17 protein-coding genes are annotated in these 17502 nt (G+C 57.6%); 12 read left to right on the plus strand and 5 right to left on the minus strand.

What is annotated here, in order from left to right; genetic code table 11:
• Position 1: 1 nt before the first annotated feature.
• The 6 genes from BLW70_RS14300 to BLW70_RS30245 all read left to right on the plus strand — a co-directional run bounded on the left by BLW70_RS14300 (position 2) and on the right by BLW70_RS30245 (position 5279).
• Positions 2 to 709 (plus strand): DUF4376 domain-containing protein, encoded by a 708-nt coding sequence (locus BLW70_RS14300; protein ID WP_074874948.1) that lies wholly within the window; start codon positions 2 to 4, stop codon positions 707 to 709.
• Positions 706 to 1629: a hypothetical protein gene (locus tag BLW70_RS14305; RefSeq protein ID WP_074874950.1), complete on the plus strand. Its 924-nt coding sequence runs from the start codon at positions 706 to 708 to the stop codon at positions 1627 to 1629. The genes BLW70_RS14300 and BLW70_RS14305 overlap by 4 nt, the downstream gene beginning before the upstream one ends.
• On the plus strand, positions 1626 to 2177 hold the full coding sequence (locus BLW70_RS14310) for a baseplate complex protein (protein WP_074874952.1): 552 nt from the start codon (positions 1626 to 1628) through the stop codon (positions 2175 to 2177). Before BLW70_RS14305 ends, BLW70_RS14310 begins: the two co-directional genes overlap by 4 nt.
• Entirely contained in the window at positions 2174 to 2878 is a 705-nt protein-coding gene (locus tag BLW70_RS14315) for a hypothetical protein (RefSeq protein WP_074874954.1), read from the plus strand. The genes BLW70_RS14310 and BLW70_RS14315 overlap by 4 nt, the downstream gene beginning before the upstream one ends.
• Positions 2851 to 3828, plus strand: coding sequence for a phage baseplate assembly protein V (locus BLW70_RS14320; protein WP_074874956.1), 978 nt, complete (start codon positions 2851 to 2853; stop codon positions 3826 to 3828). The genes BLW70_RS14315 and BLW70_RS14320 overlap by 28 nt, the downstream gene beginning before the upstream one ends.
• Before the next feature lie 83 nt (positions 3829 to 3911).
• Complete coding sequence (locus tag BLW70_RS30245) at positions 3912 to 5279, plus strand: HEPN domain-containing protein (RefSeq protein WP_139273383.1); 1368 nt, start codon at positions 3912 to 3914, stop codon at positions 5277 to 5279.
• 83 nt (positions 5280 to 5362) lie between these two features.
• Here the strand turns inward: BLW70_RS30245 and BLW70_RS14330 are convergent, their stop codons facing one another.
• Complete coding sequence (locus BLW70_RS14330; protein ID WP_074874960.1) at positions 5363 to 5659, minus strand: hypothetical protein; 297 nt, start codon at positions 5657 to 5659, stop codon at positions 5363 to 5365.
• A gap of 8 nt (positions 5660 to 5667) precedes the next feature.
• Positions 5668 to 5919 (minus strand): hypothetical protein, encoded by a 252-nt coding sequence (locus BLW70_RS14335; RefSeq protein ID WP_074874962.1) that lies wholly within the window; start codon positions 5917 to 5919, stop codon positions 5668 to 5670.
• 1269 nt (positions 5920 to 7188) lie between these two features.
• Here BLW70_RS14335 and BLW70_RS14340 point away from each other — a divergent pair.
• The 5 genes from BLW70_RS14340 to BLW70_RS14365 all read left to right on the plus strand — a co-directional run bounded on the left by BLW70_RS14340 (position 7189) and on the right by BLW70_RS14365 (position 9794).
• Entirely contained in the window at positions 7189 to 7509 is a 321-nt protein-coding gene (locus BLW70_RS14340) for a YbjQ family protein (protein WP_074874964.1), read from the plus strand.
• A 665-nt stretch (positions 7510 to 8174) separates the two neighbouring features.
• Positions 8175 to 8546, plus strand: a complete 372-nt coding sequence (locus BLW70_RS14350; RefSeq protein WP_059404653.1) for a hypothetical protein — start codon at positions 8175 to 8177, stop codon at positions 8544 to 8546.
• 182 nt (positions 8547 to 8728) lie between these two features.
• Entirely contained in the window at positions 8729 to 9157 is a 429-nt protein-coding gene (locus BLW70_RS14355) for a glycine zipper domain-containing protein (RefSeq protein ID WP_074874968.1), read from the plus strand.
• Between the two features lie 128 nt (positions 9158 to 9285).
• A complete protein-coding gene (locus BLW70_RS14360; RefSeq protein WP_074874970.1) occupies positions 9286 to 9474 on the plus strand; it encodes a hypothetical protein in 189 nt (62 codons plus the stop codon).
• A gap of 107 nt (positions 9475 to 9581) precedes the next feature.
• Positions 9582 to 9794: a hypothetical protein gene (locus BLW70_RS14365; RefSeq protein WP_074874971.1), complete on the plus strand. Its 213-nt coding sequence runs from the start codon at positions 9582 to 9584 to the stop codon at positions 9792 to 9794.
• A gap of 550 nt (positions 9795 to 10344) precedes the next feature.
• On the opposite strand, the gene BLW70_RS14375 is transcribed toward BLW70_RS14365, so the two are convergent.
• Both BLW70_RS14375 and BLW70_RS14380 read right to left on the minus strand, forming a co-directional pair.
• Entirely contained in the window at positions 10345 to 10776 is a 432-nt protein-coding gene (locus tag BLW70_RS14375) for a HEAT repeat domain-containing protein (RefSeq protein WP_232252146.1), read from the minus strand.
• Positions 10773 to 15659, minus strand: a complete 4887-nt coding sequence (locus BLW70_RS14380) for an RHS repeat-associated core domain-containing protein (RefSeq protein WP_074874975.1) — start codon at positions 15657 to 15659, stop codon at positions 10773 to 10775. The genes BLW70_RS14375 and BLW70_RS14380 overlap by 4 nt, the downstream gene beginning before the upstream one ends.
• Positions 15660 to 15922: 263 nt before the next feature.
• Here BLW70_RS14380 and BLW70_RS14385 point away from each other — a divergent pair, with 263 nt between their 5' ends.
• Entirely contained in the window at positions 15923 to 16618 is a 696-nt protein-coding gene (locus BLW70_RS14385) for an HAD-IA family hydrolase (RefSeq protein ID WP_074874977.1), read from the plus strand.
• Between the two features lie 72 nt (positions 16619 to 16690).
• Here BLW70_RS14385 and BLW70_RS14390 read toward each other — a convergent pair whose 3' ends face one another.
• A complete protein-coding gene (locus tag BLW70_RS14390; RefSeq protein WP_074874979.1) occupies positions 16691 to 17437 on the minus strand; it encodes a 3-oxoacyl-ACP reductase family protein in 747 nt (248 codons plus the stop codon).
• Positions 17438 to 17502 lie beyond the last annotated feature (65 nt).

Below are 17502 nucleotides of genomic sequence, written 5' to 3' on the forward strand. Positions count from 1 at the left end.
CATGACTGACAAGCTCGTCTATCAGACGGACCACCTGGGCATTTTCATTGGCCCGGTCGAGGCTGATGAATCGCCCCTGGAGCCGGGTGTGTACCTCATTCCCGGTGGCTGTGTGGAAACCCCGCCGCCGACGATCCCTGACCACAAAGTCGCCTGGTGGAATGGCCAGGCCTGGCAGCTGGTGGACTACTTCGGCGGTGTGGTCGTCTACAGCATCGACACCGGCGAGGCGCGAACCCTGGAAGGGTTTGAACCGCTTCCGGCCGGCTTCACATTGGAAAAGCCCGGGCCGAACCAGATCTGGAAGGACGGTGAATGGGTCGACGATATCGACGCCGTGCTGGCCGCGCTGTACGACAACAAACAGCAGGCGATCGGCGTGGCGTACAGCCAGTACGTCGCCGGCGGCTTCAGTTCGGATGCCCTGGGCGAGTTACACCGTTACGGCAGCACGATTGACGACCAGGTGGATTTAAACGGCCAGGTGCTGCTGGGCATGGATGACGTCTACCCGTGCTATGACGTTGACCAGGTGAAAGCCTTTCGAGCGCATTCCATCGTCCAACTGCAGAAAGTCAGCCAGGATCTGGTGCGCTTCAAACAGGCCGCCATGCAGCACGCCGACAGCCTCAGGCAGGCCTTGGCCAAAGCCCTGGACGACAAGGATCTGAAGACCATGAAAGCCATCACCTGGACGCCGCCGGCATGACTTGGGCGCCGGTGACCATGCGCTGGCCAGAACAGGCCACACAATGGATGGGGGGCCTGTCGGCCGCCAAAGATCTGGCCGGTGGGGAACTGGCCAGCACGGCCCAGCGCCTGGCCGGCCTCGAGGGGCTGGCCAGCACCAACCCGGGGCCGGTCGGTGATGCGGCCAAAGGCGCGATCACTGCCGGCCGTGCGGCCCTGGCCGAGCAGTTGGGCCAGGCACCGGCGTGCTTAGTGGTGACGCCGTTTCAAAGCGGCATCGGCCAGGGGAAGGGCTATCAGCGTTTTCTGTCAGCGCCCAATCTGCTGGAACACCTGGCGAAGAAACTGGACGACGTCAGCGACACCGGGCGCCCGGCCGGGCCGCAATACGCGCTGTCGATTCTGTTCCTGGGCACGCGTCTGGAACAGCTGGCCAGCAGCCTGTCACGGTTCAACGCCTTGCTGCCGATCCCTGACCTGGTGCGCACGGAACGCCGCGCCCAGCACCTGGTGAAGCTGGAAACCGAAAAGTGGGAGATCCCCGGCGCCGGTCCATTGCCACGCTGGCAAGCACTGCCCCTGGAGCGCTGCACGGTGGTCAAGGCCGCCAAGCAGTCCATGGCCGGCCAACTGACGGTGCTGGAGAGCTACGCGGCCGACAGTTCGCCGTTGGGTGATCTGGCTGCTTTGGCGACCCGCAAAGTCGCCCAGCAGCAGGGCCGCGATCAGCAGCTGGCTGATCTGAAAGAGCTGCTGACTGGGGGAAACCCTGACGCCAGCATGCTGGCCCGCCTGATCGGCCCAGGCAACACCAGCGAGTTGCGGCGCGAGCTGCTGGCCGGCGATGCCCCGGGCCACGAGTGGGTGCTGTGCGCCGGCCTGATGCTGGTCGGTTCAAAGGAAGGGCTGAGTTTTGTCCAGGAGCTGGTCGGCCTATGACGCTGCTACTCGACGGCCACAAGGTCCAGGGCAAGAACCTCAAGGTGACGGCCAATCTGCGTATTGAAAGCGGCGACATGTCCGGCCAAACCAGCAACACGGACAAGGCCCACAAAGGCTTCAAGCCCAAGACGCTGACCGTCTCGTTGATGATTCCCTTTGTGGATAAGTCCCAGCTGGTCGATCTGATGCGCCTGGCCGAAGCCACTGCCGGCGGCGGCCAGTTGCACCTGTACCGCGTGGTCAACGACTCGGCCGAGGTCTTCGGCGTGCGCCAGGTCGAGTTTTCCGACGGCATCAGCGCCCGCGAGGACGATTCCCTGCGCGCCTGGCTGGTCCAGTTCACGCTGAGTGAACGCGAGTCGAACCCGGAAAAGGTTGAAGGCCGACGCGCCGGCAACAAGGTCAACGCGCAAGGCGCCCCGGGAAGCGCAGTCGGCGACGGCGGCAGTGGGACGGATGCAACCAGCGATAACCCGGCGCTGAGCGGTTTTGAAAAGGTGCTGGGCCGCGTGGACAAGTGGCTGGGCGAGAGTGAGCCGAAGTGAAACTGCATAAGATTCTGACAATCAATGGCGCGCCGATCGCCCTGGTCAAAGAGGATGTTCGGCTGGACGCCACCAGCCCCGGGCGGGCGACGTTCACCATCCAATCCGCGGTGCCGGTGAAAGGCCTGGTGACGCTGGATATCGGCTACAACGAAGGCACGTTGCAACGGCACTTCATTGGCTACGTCGAGCGCTGCACTGCCGCCAACGGCGTCGAGCAGGTGTTGTTCTGTCGCGAGCTGGCCGCCGTCCTGGCCAACCCGCTGCCGCTGAACCTGCGTCACGTCGATTTGCGCGCCGTGCTGGCTGAGGTCAGCGAGCAGACCGGTCTGCGCTTTCGCGTGCCCGATCGGCCCTACGCGAGCGTCAAGGCGCCGTTCTTCTACAGCCTCGCGGCCGGTTATCAGGCGATGGACAGTCTGGCCCGGGTGTTCAACATTCCCGACTTCACCTGGCACCAACTGGGCGACGGCGAAGTGTTTGCCGGCAGCTGGGCCGACAGCTTTTTCGGCGCACGGTCGCCGCTACAAATCCCCACGGAGCTGTTCGACGGCTACCAGGGCAACCAAAGCGCAATGGTCGCGGCCCTTCCCGGGTTGCGACCAGGTGCAACAATCAACCACGGCGAGCGCATCACCAGTGTGGCCCTTGCCAATGACCAGATGGCCATCCGATGGAAGACGCAATCCGCCGCGCTGTAGAGCGCCAATTCCCCGAACTCACCGGTGGTTACCACCTGCCGCGCTTCGCCCGGGTTGTCGCCGTGGCCGATGCACCGGCCGGCGCCGGGATCTGCGACGACTTCCGGCCGCGCTATGCCGTGGACATCGAAGTACTCGGTCCGGACGGTGAACCCGATCCGCAGCTACCGCAGCTCGCCGGCGTGCCGTTGCCACTACCCACCGGTGGCGAGGAAATGGGCATGTATGCCTTTCCGGAGGAAGGCACCCAAGTGGTGGTGTGCTTTGCCTATGGCCTGCCAAACAAGCCTTACATCCAGACGATCCTGCCTCACGGCCTGAGCATGCCCAAAGTGCCGAAGGGCGATCAGGTGTGGCAGCACAGCGAGGCCGCCCAGCAACGGGTGGACGCCGACGGCAACTGGCTACGCCAGACTGACGGCAAGATCAAGGACAAGGCGATCGAGCGCGAAGTCGAAGCCCTGGACAACATCGAGACCTTCCAGAATCACACCAGGACGGTGGACGACCATTCGACCGAGTCAGTGGGTGGCATCAAGAAGATCGAGGCGCTGGGCGCGCTCAAGCTGCTGTCGGGCGGATCCGCGAGCCTGGCGGCGGTGGACGATCTGCACCAGGCCACCGGCCGCGATCTGAACCTGGTGGTGGGGCAGAAGCACAACGCCACGGTGGGTGGCGACATGCAGGAGCGGATCGAGGGGCTGCGTAAAAGCGTTGCCGGCGTCAGTCAGCGACTGCAGGCGCCGAAGAACTGGATCGGGTCCGAAGGCGTGAACCTGTTTCAAGTGGTATGCGACATGCTTAATTTACTGCAGCAGATGAATACACAGCTCGCGGCGCACACGCACGTACCTGGGCCAACGCCGAGTCCAACTGATGCGGCGGCATTCACAGCAAAGGCTGAGCAAGCACTGGTGCTATCCGCAAAACTCAAGGCTATTACCCTTTAACTACCCGGTACCGCACGCCACTTTGCGTTTTTTATGACTCCAGCACAATATGACGCCCAGTCTATGACACTCGGTGCGCTCTCATGTTTGATACAGTTAAAGAGCTGGAACTACACAAAGAATATTTTTTTGAAGTGTTTTATCGCGAGGGTGACTCTGGTTATGCGGCCACGCTTCATTTAACTCCGGAGCTAATAAAATTTAAAGTTACGTCTGAGCGAGATTTTTCGCTGTCTTGGGATGCCACCGAAGCAAGGTGTGACGATCATAGAAATGTATTTTTTCTTAAAGGGCTTTATTGTGTTGGGATTAAGTCATCGGTAATTAATCACACGCCATATGTTGGATTAAAGGAGATTGAATTTACCGTTGAAAGTGTAATTTTTTGTCCAAGCGAACCTCCAGAAAATGGCTTTTTTGAATCAATAGATATAGCTTCTTCGACAGTAAACGAATGGGTAGGTTACACGACCACACAGCAAAAGATTTTCGAGGCGAGTTATAAGCGCGAAGATGTGGAGCCGCTGCTAGTCGAATTTTCAACGCCTGCAAATGAGCATGATGAAATAGGCGTGCGTTACAATGCGACATTCCGTCAGTCTCATTTATTGTATGAGCATGGATTTACCTTTCCACCTTCACTGTTTTATTTAATGGGTTCGGGAGAACGTGTTGCTGACCCATTTTTAATCTATGTACGCATCTTTAATCTTTTAGCGTTTTTGACGGGGGCAGAACCCTCCGTCCAGAGCGTGACGCTCAACTATGATCTTTATGGATATAGCCAAAAAGGCTACCTCTACTGTATCAATAGCAGTTTGAAGCCTAAAGGATCAGATGTTTATGCAATGTTTCCCCTTGGGAAAGACCCTCGTTTTGATGACTGGGGAATTGCGCCATTTCCTATGTCTTCATTCGCGTTGTATTTTAGTCCAGATTCCGATCTCCCTGATTTACTAGAAAAGTACGTCAAGTATCGAAGTATGGGGAATGTTGAGGATAGACTGCTAGGTTACTTTAGGTTGCTTGAAAAACATTGCTATAACAGGAAGTATTATCTTCCCGAGGATTTGTTTGTTCGATTCTCCCGGCTTGCAAAAGGCTGGGTAAAGGGCAATAGCTCGTTGAGCGCCAAGCAGATCAAAAGTTTTGAGGGCGGGCTTAAGAGGTTTAACGGTCAAAAATATAACACTGAAAAATGTCTCAGTGATTTCCTTTCTTCGTTGCCCGAGCCCATCAAAAAAGGTTTGGGGGTGACTAAAGATTTGTTAACGGAAATTTGCACTCTTCGGAATAATATTACACATGCAAATAAATATAATATCGAAGAAGATAAGTTACACCTATTTGCTGCTCATGTTCATCATTTGCTTATTTTTGCGATTTTAGAGAAGTTGGGTGTTGTTCTAGCAGATGTCGCAAATATTACTAATCGCCTCAGGAGTTATTGAGTGTTACTAAACCTGAGTTGGAATCAAGGTGAGATGCTCGGAAGTGGTGTTCTCGACTGTCCGCATTGCAAAAGGCAATTCGTCTACTCTAATCGGCACCACCATGACTGGGCATAAGCGCAACCATCGATATGTTCGATGCCACTCAAAACAAATCCCGTAACTGCCATCCCTGCCAAGGTCGCATCGAGCAGCGGTGGCAGTGGATCGGGTTCGAGCGGCATACCCACTTCAACACGAGCAACATTAGCGGCCCGACCCAGCTCACTGCACATAGTAGAGTTCACCATAACGTTGCCTCGGATCGCCGGATAGCGACGCCGCTCCTTCGGATCAAGAGCGACACCACGCAAGCGCATAGGCGTGACAAGTACATGCATGGTTCTTCCTATACGTCAGCGTCGAGGTCGAGTAGCGATTCAACCGCGTAGGCCAGCGCGGCGTCTGCCAGCTCCAACATATCGCTCAGATCGTCAGCATCAATTACTTGATGTCGATGCAGCGCGTGAGCCTGCCTGAGTAACGCCTTGTGGTGGGCGCCTGGCATGGCGAGAAGTGCCACGTCATCGCGCAGCATGACTTGCCAATGCGTTATCGCTGATAACTTCGCACCTGCAGTGTCCGCAAAATCTCTATTCATCGGTCAGACCCATTCCAGCTGAATACTGTATGCATGAACAGTGTATCCGTAGCGGCATCCCAGCACATCATCGGATCGACTGGCGGCAATACCCAGCGGCTCTTGGCTGCTCTGACATGTTCCGCTTCAAAGAAAAAACTGCTGAAAAAAGCACTTATCCCCCTCCCGCCAACGGGCTTTGCGTCCCTTTTTTGTGCAAAGGCGGGTGGGGGTGCAAATCATGGTTGCGCCCAAGCCCGCTGCGGGGTCTGTGGGCTGTTTTGCAATTGCACGAAGTGCAAGGTTTTGCAAACAAGTGCAGCGGCCTTGCACAGCGGTATGGGGCCGGCGCGATTTGATCAGCGGAGTGAGGCGCCCTGTTTACAGGGACTACGGCTGCGAAAACCAGCTGCAGACGGGGTTTTCGTTTTCGGAGCGGTTCACACCAGGTGCGAATTATTGACCGCCCAACCCAATAGCAAAACAGCTGTGAGGTCCGGTCCGTGAGGCTTTCCGGCGTTTTGCGGTATTGCACGGCATCACCACGGATTGGCTGGCATTCAGTACTAATTCAGACGCTGTAAAAAACCGCCAAAACTGATGGCGAATGGATATTTTTCAGACGTGGGATGGGAAAAGGGTAATTTTAGTAAGCGAGGGATAAAAACGGGCTGGAGCCCTTATAGATCCTAGCTTTCACCCATTACCTCAGAGGGTAATTTAAGGTAAGGGGAAGGGTAATGTTTTGTTCAAGCCCTTATTTCACTGGGTTTGGTAGTAGATGGGCATTACTGGTACTGAAAGTAATTTCATAACCATTTACTTACCTTATTATTACCTCTACAAAAACATATCAACTATCTGATTTTATTGGCTTTTATCTTGATTTTTATAGCTCATTACCAAAATTACCTTTTTCCCATGGCTCAACATAAAACGCGGAAAACGCCTGTCGCGGCCGTGTTCTGCAACCTGGTGCGTTTAACCTCTGGGACCACGCTGGGACAGATCCTACGCACGCTGCCAGGCTGCAGCCCTTGTAAACCGGGAGGTTAGGTTCCGAAAGTCGCTCACGGGTAGTTTCGAATCTCTCCTTCACCGCCAAATTCGATGTAACCAGAACCCCTGATTTCGAAAGAAGTCAGGGGTTTTGTGGTTTCTGGCGTCTGGATTTTATGGATGGCAATGTTATTGATCCACGCTCATCTCCCTCGTGCCGCCGCCACCGTATCTAGACTAAGCGCCAGGTGCCTTGAGTAATCATCCCCGGGCCATGAAAAAGGAAATTTAATGATCACCACCACAACCCACTCCATCGAAGGCCGACAAATCACCGCCTATCTGGACATCGTCAGTGCCGAGTCGGTGCAGGGGGTCAACGTTATCCGCGATTTGTTCGCCGGGATGCGGGATTTTTTCGGTGGGCGCTCTCAGACACTGGAGCGGGCGCTGAAGGAGGCACGGATTCAGGCGACCGACGAGTTGAAGGAAAGGGCGCGGGCAATTCAGGCGGATGCAGTGGTAGGGCTTGATTATGAGATCAGCATGCCGGCCGGGAAGGGCGGGATGGTGGTGGTGTTCGTGACCGGGACGGCGGTCAAGTTGAGGTGAATGTGTCACGAGGCCGTTCGTCGGGCACGCAACAAACCGAACTACAAGTCCGGTAATGACTGGCTAGTCTCAAAAGCGTTGAAGGTCGATATTTTTCAGGCAAATAGGGCTTGCCGGTGTCGACCCTTTTTTGAGAGGGGAAAGGTATGGCTGATTCGTATATCGAAGACGACGGATCTGAGTTTCCGATCAATAGTTGCGTGCAGTGTGGTCAAGCGGAGTATATGGCGGGCTTTGGTGAAAACCGGGTCCGGGTCGCCAAATTGAAATCCAAGGTGCCCCGATCCGAAAAGGCGAATTTCTTGCCCAAGAGGATGCCGTCTTCCAGGAAGTAACCGTCAACCGGATAGCCCCCGCCATTGAGCGGGGTTTTTATTTTCACAAAATCGGCTGTTGCGATTTTGACTACAGCTACAAAACCCGCTGTTGGTATTTTTTTTCACAAACTTTTCACACCTACCTACGTAGTCTCAACTCATCCGTTAGAAAGCAGTACCTGGCCCGTTCCCCAGCGGGCTTTTTTTTGCCTGTCGTAAAACCTTTTCTGAAAACGCTGTCCAACCGTCGCCTATTGCGAGGTTGTACCCGTGCGTGTCTGGACTTTGTCTCCTCTAAAGCATTCAATCTCGCCCCTTTCGGTTACCCCTTTTTTTGAGGTTTTTGTCATGCGTTTAACACTGCCTGCTTTGGTTCTGGGGCTTTTGGTTGCTCAAGGTGCGATGGCTGCGGGTGATGGCACTGCCGCCATCGGTGGTGGTTTGGGCGGCGCGCTGGGTAATGTGGTCGGTCAGAGCATGGGCGGCAGCACCGGTGCAGCGATTGGTGCAGGTGTCGCGGGCGCGGCTGGCAGTGCTGTTGCAGCACGCAAAGGCAGCCGCACTAAAGCCGCCATCGGTGGTGGTGTCGGCGCGGCCGGCGGTTCGGTGATCGGCAACAGCCTGGGCGGCAAGACCGGTTCCACCATCGGCGCAGGCTTGGGCGGCGCATTGGGCGGCGGCGTGGGCAGCAACCTGGCCAAAGGTCACAAGCGTCACTGATCCTCGTCGATCTGTTCAAAAGCCCGGCTTGATGCCGGGCTTTCTGTATCTGGATATTTCTTCTTCGCGCTCTTTGAATTAATAGCTGTCCAACGATCAGCGCTGGTGTGATGAAAAAGCTAGACTCACGCCATCCGTAACGCGTTCTCTTACCCCCGATACGGAATTTAGAGGTTCATATCATGCGTTTGACATTGTCCACGTTGGTTCTGGGACTTTTGGTCGCTCAAGGTGCAATGGCCGCCGGTGACGGCACCGCTGCAGTTGGCGGTGGTATTGGCGGTGCGCTAGGTAACGTGGTCGGCCAGCAAATGGGCGGCAGCACGGGTGCCGCGATTGGCGCCGGTGTAGGCGGTGCGGCAGGTAGCGCGGTCGGCGCCAACAAAGGCAGTCGCACAGAAGCGGCTATTGGTGGTGGTCTGGGATCGGCCGGTGGCTCGGTGATCGGCAATAGCCTGGGCGGCAAGACCGGTTCGACCATTGGCGCAGGCCTGGGTGGCGCGGCGGGTGGGGCGGTAGGCAACAACTTGGGTAACGATAGCGGCAGTTCGCACTCCGGTAGCGGCCACAACCATAAGCATAAAAACAAGCACAAGAACAAACATCACTGATTCGACATCGAGCTACAGAAGAAACCCGGCCCCGCGCCGGGTTTTTCACGTCTGGGAGTAGGACTCTGGAACGTTTGGTCGTGGGCCGCCTCGAACTTCATACACCCCCAATTGTTGTGAGGCATGCCATGACTCCTGAAACCGAAGGCAAGGAAGAAAAAGGCCCGAGCGGGCTTCCGTTCATTAACGATCCAGGAAACGAAGACCCAGGCTCACTGATGGATGACGCAACAGTTCCGCTCAATGATTCCGATGATGCGGGCGACGTCGGAAATATTGAGTTCGAAGACGAGGAAGTGGACGAAGACGAAGATTGAGCCTGCTGTGCGACGGACGCGACCGATCGTCTCCTTGATCGAACGCAATGCGCGGCACCATCCTCGAAATTTCAGGGCCTGCTTTTCAGGCCCACGCGAGGTGCTTTATGAACGCTGATCCGAAAGACTCCGACATTGACGATACCCCCGAATATCCGCTGCCTTCACCAACCGATTCCCTGAGTCGTGATCAACGTCCGCCTGATGACGACACCGCTGTCGAGCAGTTGCCGTCGGATGAAGTGAAACGCGGGGACGTTGAAGGTCACCCTCACGACCCTGACATTGCCGATGAAGATGGCTCAAACGAACCGAGCTGAACATACGCGGTGGCACAGCACCGCTCGTCAATTGTGCGGCACCTTTAAAAAGCGATGACGGCCAGAAATCAGGTACGCACTTTTAAAGGAGAGACACCATGATCAGGTCAAAATTGACCGCCCTGACGGTGATCGGCGTGTTGTCGGCCGGCTCAATGTCGGCGTTTGCCCAGTCCTCCGGCACCGATGCACCTGTGAATAAGGGCGGGATGCCGCCGTACTCTGAAATGAACGCGGGCTCCGCGGATGAGAAGGCGCTGCCGTCTGGCGCCATTGAAGGTGGGAATGGTGGTGATGCAAGTGGAAGTAGCACCAGCCCGAAGACCGAAAGTGGGGGGATGAATGGTGGCGGTTCGATGGGGAGCGGTTCTGGGGGTGGGTCTGGAGGATCCGGTAGTTCAGGGATGAGTGGAAGCGGGAGCGGTGGGGGCTCTGGGTCTGCAGGGGGAGGGACGGGTGGTGCTGGTGGTGGTGCGAGTGGTTCGGGTGGTTAAGTAACTCAATATTGCAATTGAATGCCCAGTAAACTGCTGGGCATTTTTGGCTCACCCTAATCCGTTGAAGCTTGAGATTTCGCTAATAGCGATTTGAGCTCAGGTTCAACATCCTCGTATGGGGTCGAGTTTATAATTTCAATTATCGCAGGCGTATATTTGCTTTCTATTGCGACCTCCGCCCAATCAAGCTCGTAAATTGCGATTGTGCGGGCATCAAAATATGAAGACTGCATGAGGATAAGCTTAATTATTTCAATCGCTTCTGGCGAGCGGTTTTCTCCTAAGGAAACGATACAACGCTGCTGCCAGTATTCAGCTTTGCTTAACACTGTTGCTGCAAGTTTTATCCAATCATCGGCTGAAAAATCACACAACACCACTTTGGCCACAAGCTCGCTGGAATAGGCAGTCCAGTTGGAGTTTTCTGAATCACCCATCCAAGCCTCAAATTTTTGGAAAATGTCGTTCTTATCTTCTGGCCTCACGGCTTACCTCCCGTTGGATAGGATGAGGTGATCTGATCGTTCTCTTTAATCACTTGCCATCCGACGCCATCAATGACTTTTGTGTGTTGGGTGATTTTCATTCCAGCCTCATCGCGAATGATTACACCCGGAGCAAGTGCTACCTCATCTGTAGCTCTTAGGATCTTTTCGTCACTCCAGTTCTCAGGCGCAAACGTATGTCGATTCGGTGATTTAGCGGCCGACCATCCTAATGTTCCATCTTTACGTTCCAGAATCATCTTGAAGTTTTTTGCGCTGATGGTGCCATCTCTGTTCGTCTGAAGTACATCCACTTGATACTTCGGGGAGTTAAGTAATTTTGCGGAGTGCCCACCAATAGGGCTGTTATGCCTAGGGCTCCGAATCCCGTACAGAATCTTGTTCTGCATTGCGGCCGAGATAGTTCCTGAATAGGGAAGGTCAGGCTCTCCATCATTTACTTGAGTGTTGCCTGTCTTATCCGGAGGTAGGCAATTTCCTGTTCCCGCCTGCGGGCAATTCTCACTCAACCCCAGCGGATCAACCCACCCCGTCGGATTGCGCGTGTACTGATACCCGTTTAACCCCCCCGCCAACTTGCTCGGATCCGGCGTCAAATACCGTCCAACATCCGGATTGTAGTAGCGATGCCGGTTGTAATGCAGGCCAGTCTCCGCATCGAAGTACTGCCCCTGAAACCTCAACGGCTGATCCAGCACCTGATGGGTGTCGCGGTTGAGGCGAGTCAGGCGGCCATAGGCTGTGTATCGGGCGGCCCAGATGATGTCGCCGCTGTAATCGGTAAGTTCTTGCGGGGTGCCGAGGTGGTCGAGTTGGTAGTAGAACGGGCAAGCCTGGTCCGGGCCTTTGCCGTCGAGCATGGCCAGTGGGCGGAAGCTGCCGGGTTCGTAGACGTAGCTGCGGTAGTGCTCGCGGCTGCTTTCGGCGATGAGGTGGTCGCCTTGCCAGAAGAATTCGGTGGTCTTGCCGTCGACGGTTTTGCTGATGCGGCGGCCGAACGCGTCGTAGCGGTAGCTGGCGCTGCGGCCGTCCGCGGTGGTGACGCCGACCAAGCGGTGCTGGCCGTCGTAGCGGTATTCGGTGACGCGTTTTTGCCCGGTGCCGCGGCGTTCGCGGATCAGGTTGCCGAAGGCGTCGTAGTCGTAGTGGCGGTCGCCTTGCCTCAGCAGGCGGTTGCCTTTGACGGTGGACGGGCCGGGACGATCGTGCATCAGCAGGTTGCCAGCCGGGTCGTGGGCGAAGCTTTCCGGGGGTTGATCGCGGGTGTGGCGGACGCCGATCAGGCGGTTGAGCGGGTCGTAGTGGTAACTGCGTTGACCGTGTCGCGTGTCGGCAATGTAGTCAAGGTTGCCGTTGGCGCTGTAGGCATAGTCACGGCGATACAGCTGACTGACCGCGTGGGCCTTCAAGCGGCCCTGATCGTCGTAGGCATATTCGCTGAGCAACTGCCCCTGCTGGCGTTGCTGTTCGCGGCCGAAGGCGAACTGGTGATCGCTGAGCCGCGCGCCGTTGAGGTCGATCGCGGTCAGCGCGCCGCCCCGGGCGTGGTGGTAATCGAGTTTGCTGCCGTCCGGCAGGCGCAGGCGATTCAGTTGGCCGCAAGCGTCGTAGCCATAACGCAACGTGCCCCAGCCCTGATGCTCGGTGATCAGCCGGTCCTGCGGGTCGTACTCGAATTCCAGCGGATGGTCGTGGCCGTCGTCGACGCTGACCAACCGGCCGAGGCGGTCGTAGCGGTACTCAACCTGGCTGCCGTCGGGCAGGGTTTTGACTCGCAGGCGGCCGGCCGAATCCCGCTGGTAAGCGGTCAGCCGCTGCGAGCCGTCCTCGCCGAACTCGGTTTTCTCCAGCAGCTGGCCATTGAGGTCGTAGGCGTACGCCGTGCGTTGGCCGTCGAAGCCGGTTTCCTGTCGGATCAAACCATTGGGCGTGTAGTCCAGGCGATAGGTTTCGCCGGATTCGTTTTCGATTGCCGTGAGCAACAGCTGGGCGTTGTCGTAGCGGTAGCGCAGCTGGGTGCCGTCGGGATTGAGGCGGCGGCTGACCAGGTGCAGGTCGTCGAGGTATTCGTAGCGGGTGACGCGGCCCAGTTCATCGCGTTCGGCGGTGATCTTGCCGTAGGCGTTGTAGCTGAACGCGCGGCTGGCGCCGGTAGGCAGTGTGGTCTGGAGCAGTCGGCCGACGGCATCCCACTGGTAGCGGGTGACGGCGCCATGTTCGTCCTGACGGGTAAGCTGCCGCCCCAGCGCATCGTAGGAAAAGCGCCGCCGACCGCCGTCCGGCAAGGTCTCTTCGAGCAGTTGCCCCAAGGCGTTCCAGACGAACACTTGCCGGCTGGTGTCCGGGTAGCGGATCGACAGCAGTTGCCCTTTGTCGTCGTAGTAATAGTGGCTGACCTGGCCGTCGGGGTCGCTCGCTTCGGTGATGTCGCCCTGGGCGTTGCGCTGGTATGTCCACACCGCTTGACCGCGGTACCGCGCCTGCAGGAAACCGTTGCGGTATTCGTAGGCCGTCGGCACGTCTTCCGGCGGAATCAGCGCGATCAGCCGTCCGACTTCGTCGTAACGGTATTCGGTGACGGCGCCGAGCGGGTCCTGCTCGGCCAGCAGCCGACCGTGGTCGTCGTAGGCCTTGAGGTGTTCGCCGCCGTCCAGCCCGACCTTGCGCACCAGCCGCGCGCGCTCGTCGTGTTCGTAAACCTCTTCGCTGCCGTCGGCGTTGTTAACCCGCACACGGCCGTGGTCGTCCCAGACGTAACGCGCGTCCATTTGCGCAAACGACGCCCAATGCCGGATGCAGCGGGCCGCCTTGCCGGAGCGTTCCCACTCCCAGAAAAAACTCGCCCCACCGGCCAACTGCCGCTGCAGGATGACGTGCTGATCGTCGTAGTCGTAACGCTCGCTTTCGCCGGCGGCATTGGTGGCTTCGATCAAGCGATGGCGAGCGTCGTAGCGGTAGGCAACCAGTGTTTGTTCGGTACGCCAGGCGTCTTCCAGGGTGTCGGCGGGCTGAAAACGCTGATAGTCGATGGCGAGCAAATGGCTGCGGTCATAGCGCAACAGAAGAGAGCGCCCGGCGCCGTTGTCGAGGCGCTTGATCCTGTCAGAAATGTCCCGCTGCACCGTCAGCCGATTGCCGTAGGCATCGCTGATCGCCGTCAGACGCCCGGCACGGAAATGGAAAAACCGGGATTTTTCCCCCGCCTGGGCGAGGATCAGTTCTTCCGGCTCGTCACCCAGATAAATCGCCGCCCGCGACAGACTGTTGTGAATCGCCGGGCGCTCGATATTCGGTAACGGAAAGGTGGTGCGGCGGTTTTCGTGGTCGATCCAGATAACGCTGTCGCCCTCGATTTCCAGTCGATGCGACAGCGAATGACTCCAGCCAAACCCGAGCCCGCAATCGATCTCCACCGCGCTGGTGCGATAGAGGCGGGTGAACTCGAACGGCAAAATCCCGTCCAGCGCACCGTCGGTCAGGGTCAGCAGTTCCTCGCCGGTGACCATCGACACCGGGCATTTATTGGTCGCGGTTTTATCGACGGAATCGGCGCTGTCGCCGTTGGGGTTTTTCGCTTGATCGGGCGCATCGTCGCGATGTTCCTGCCGACCAATCCTGGTCATGGCTTGAGACTTGTCGCGCGCGATGGCCACTGGATTCTTCACCGACAGAACTGGCGCAACACCTGGGGTGATTTGCAACGGCACGGCGGGCGCAGGTTTGATCGGTGCATGCCGGCTGTGGACCATCAGCGGTTTTAGCGTGCCCGCGTGGGCTGTCAGGTCAGACCTGGCGGTGAGCTCAGCCAGTCGCAAACTGGCGCCCGCCAGCCATTTCCGGGTTCGCGGGGACTTGATTCTGGACAGCACCTTCTCACTCAGGTGCAATTTCAGTCCCGCAGGACTGGTAAGGCACATGAGCAGGAAACTGATCAAAATCTCCGTACGAATTTCCGCCACGACCTCGGCGATGTACTGCGGCGGCAGCATCCTCAGCCAACTGGTGAACGCCGCGAGATGAATGAACATCAACGGCTCGTCGCTCAGCATCAGCAACACCTTGGCGATGGATTCCGCCGAAGCGTTCAGCAGCGTTTCAAGCTCGGATCGGGTCAGGTATTCAAGGAGTTTTTCGCTGTTGGCCTGCAGGTCGGCGATCAGGACGTAAACCTGTTTTACGTCATCCCACAAACCGTTCAGCGAGTTCTCGAAGCCGCGCCAATCGGCCTGTTGCAGCATGCCGTAGCGCTCGATGAAAGCGGCCTGGGAGAACCCGGCCCACGCCGGTTCGAACTCGCTCGTCCACTCGTTGCGCAACCAGCCTTCCAGCTCGTCGATGACGCCCTGATAGGAGGCGTAAAGTGCTTTGACGTGATCGGCGGATACATCGGGAAAGAAAGTGATGCGATAACGCTGGCCGCGCTGGCAATCGGGGATTTCCAGAATGCCGCTGGGGCCGATCTCGTCGTAGATCGGCTTGCCGAATGTCTGCTTACCCGCCACGTCGGAAAGCAAAGGTTCAAGCATCATCGGCGTATTGCCGATCGGCACGAAGCGCGCCGCCTCAAACATATGCACCAGGGTCAACGGGCCGCTGGCCGGGCACGCGGCGACTGTCGCGCTGACAGGCGTAGTGGAATTCTTCGGCGCGCTAAGCCGGACTTCGTTGCCGACCTTGAATACTTGCTCGACATCCAGGGCCTTGCCGGTCCAGAAACTTTCAGCCCAGGCGTCGTAGTCGTTCAGGCACAGTCGAAAATCACCCAATACCGCTTCGACATTCGGCTGCTCAGGGTCCATGGCGGCGACCACCAGCAGCCCGATGGTGTTGTTCAAGGCCAGGAGGTTGTCAGGTATGAACATTCGCTGTCCCTCGCGCGGATCAATTCAGAGCGCGAGACTTTGCGTGGGATCGGCGAGGAAAGAAGTCAGGAAAGTAAGTGTTTGGTGTAGGGGAAATCGTTAAATGACCAACAGCACTTCGGCGCAGGTTTCAATACCGATCAGGTATTGCCCGTTGCTCTATGCCCGCTGCGCTCGCTATGCTGCTGAATCCTTTAATCGATCGCGGACCCGGCCGTACCTGAGCCGCCTCTGGGATGTCATTAGAAAACGGATCAGATGCGATGAATGCACCGCTAAATGAATTCGGCCCGATCAAGGCCGTGATTTTCGATATGGATGGCTTGTTGCTGGACACCGAGGGCATTTACACCGAAGTCACGTCGATAATTGCCGCGCGTTACGGGCGGGTCTTCGACTGGAGCATCAAGCAGAACATCATCGGCCGTGGCGCGGGCGATCTGGCGCGTTATGTGGTCGAGGCGCTGGACCTGCCGATTACCGCCGAAGAGTTTCTGGTGATCCGCGAACCGCTGATGCGCGAGCGTTTTCCTACAGCACTGGCGATGCCTGGCGCACAGGAGCTGGTTCGGCATCTGAAGGCCAATAACATTCCGATTGCGGTGGGCACCAGCTCTTCGCGTCAGTCGTTCGGCCAGAAAACCACCTTGCACCGCGACTGGTTCGCGCTGTTCGATTTCATCGTGACGGCCGATGATCCGGAGGTCGGCGCGGCCAAACCGGCGCCGGACATCTTCCTCACGGCGGCGCGGCGCCTGGGTGTCGCGCCTGAGGATTGCCTGGTGTTCGAGGATTCGCCGTTCGGTGTCACGGCGGCGAAAGCGGCGGGAATGACCGCGATTGCGATCCCGGATGCGGCGATGGCTGACGAAAAATACGCACACGCCGACGGCATTCTTCGTACGCTGAAAGCGTTCAAGCCGAGTGCTTGCGGATTGCCGGCGCTCGAATGGGCTTAAGGCCGGGTACATGAAAAAACGCCGGCAACCTGACCAGGGTTACCGGCGTTTTTTTATGCGTGATTCAGAACATCAGGCGCCGAAACCACCATCGATGGTCAGGCTGGCACCGGTGATGTAGCCGGCTTCGGGACCGACGAGGTAGGCGACGAAGCTGGCGATTTCTTCCGCTTTGCCGTAACGACCCACCGCCATCAACGGGATCAGGCTTTCGGCGAAGTCACCAGTGGCCGGGTTCATGTCAGTGTCGACCGGGCCCGGTTGCACGTTGTTGATGGTGATGCCGCGTGGGCCGAGGTCGCGCGCCAGGCCTTTGGTCAGGCCGACCAGCGCCGACTTGCTCATGGCGTACGGGCCTCCACCGGCGAAGGGCATGCGGTCGGCGTTGGTGCTGCCGATGTTGATGATGCGACCGCCTTCGGTCATGTGTTTGGCGGCGGCTTGGGTGGCGATGAATACGCTGCGCACATTGATCGCGAGGGTCTGGTCGAAGTCTTCGAGTTTGAAGTCTTCCAAGGGGGCAACGGCCAGTACGCCAGCGTTATTGACCAGAATGTCCAGGCGGCCAAAGGCGTTTACGGTGGCGGTCACGGCGTCGCGAATGGCCTCGGCGTCGGCGCTGTCAGCCTTGATGGCGAGGGCTTTGCCGCCGTTACCGGTGATGCTGTTTTGCAATTCTTCGGCCTTGGCCGTGGAGCTGACGTAGGTGAAGGCCACTGTCGCGCCTTCAGCGGCCAGGCGTTTGACAATGGCGGCACCGATACCGCGGGATCCGCCTTGAATCAAAGCCACTTTGCCGCTGAGGTTCTGAGTAGTCATATCGATCTCCAAAGTCCCGAGGCGAGATGTCTCGGTTGATGGAGCCTAGTATCGATTCAGTGTTA

The sequence above is a fragment of the Pseudomonas frederiksbergensis genome (assembly GCF_900105495.1).
GTDB lineage: Bacteria > Pseudomonadota > Gammaproteobacteria > Pseudomonadales > Pseudomonadaceae > Aquipseudomonas > Aquipseudomonas frederiksbergensis.

Coding starts and splice junctions, on each gene's coding strand:
- BLW70_RS14385 (WP_074874977.1), top strand. CDS start 15,923: ATGAATGCACCGCTAAATGAATTCGGCCCGATCAAGGCCGTGATTTTC.
- BLW70_RS14365 (WP_074874971.1), top strand. CDS start 9,582: ATGAACGCTGATCCGAAAGACTCCGACATTGACGATACCCCCGAATAT.
- BLW70_RS14390 (WP_074874979.1), bottom strand. CDS start 17,437: ATGACTACTCAGAACCTCAGCGGCAAAGTGGCTTTGATTCAAGGCGGA.
- BLW70_RS14380 (WP_074874975.1), bottom strand. CDS start 15,659: ATGTTCATACCTGACAACCTCCTGGCCTTGAACAACACCATCGGGCTG.
- BLW70_RS14310 (WP_074874952.1), top strand. CDS start 1,626: ATGACGCTGCTACTCGACGGCCACAAGGTCCAGGGCAAGAACCTCAAG.
- BLW70_RS14350 (WP_059404653.1), top strand. CDS start 8,175: ATGCGTTTAACACTGCCTGCTTTGGTTCTGGGGCTTTTGGTTGCTCAA.
- BLW70_RS14300 (WP_074874948.1), top strand. CDS start 2: ATGACTGACAAGCTCGTCTATCAGACGGACCACCTGGGCATTTTCATT.
- BLW70_RS14360 (WP_074874970.1), top strand. CDS start 9,286: ATGACTCCTGAAACCGAAGGCAAGGAAGAAAAAGGCCCGAGCGGGCTT.
- BLW70_RS14355 (WP_074874968.1), top strand. CDS start 8,729: ATGCGTTTGACATTGTCCACGTTGGTTCTGGGACTTTTGGTCGCTCAA.
- BLW70_RS30245 (WP_139273383.1), top strand. CDS start 3,912: ATGTTTGATACAGTTAAAGAGCTGGAACTACACAAAGAATATTTTTTT.
- BLW70_RS14340 (WP_074874964.1), top strand. CDS start 7,189: ATGATCACCACCACAACCCACTCCATCGAAGGCCGACAAATCACCGCC.
- BLW70_RS14335 (WP_074874962.1), bottom strand. CDS start 5,919: ATGAATAGAGATTTTGCGGACACTGCAGGTGCGAAGTTATCAGCGATA.
- BLW70_RS14330 (WP_074874960.1), bottom strand. CDS start 5,659: ATGCATGTACTTGTCACGCCTATGCGCTTGCGTGGTGTCGCTCTTGAT.
- BLW70_RS14320 (WP_074874956.1), top strand. CDS start 2,851: ATGGAAGACGCAATCCGCCGCGCTGTAGAGCGCCAATTCCCCGAACTC.
- BLW70_RS14305 (WP_074874950.1), top strand. CDS start 706: ATGACTTGGGCGCCGGTGACCATGCGCTGGCCAGAACAGGCCACACAA.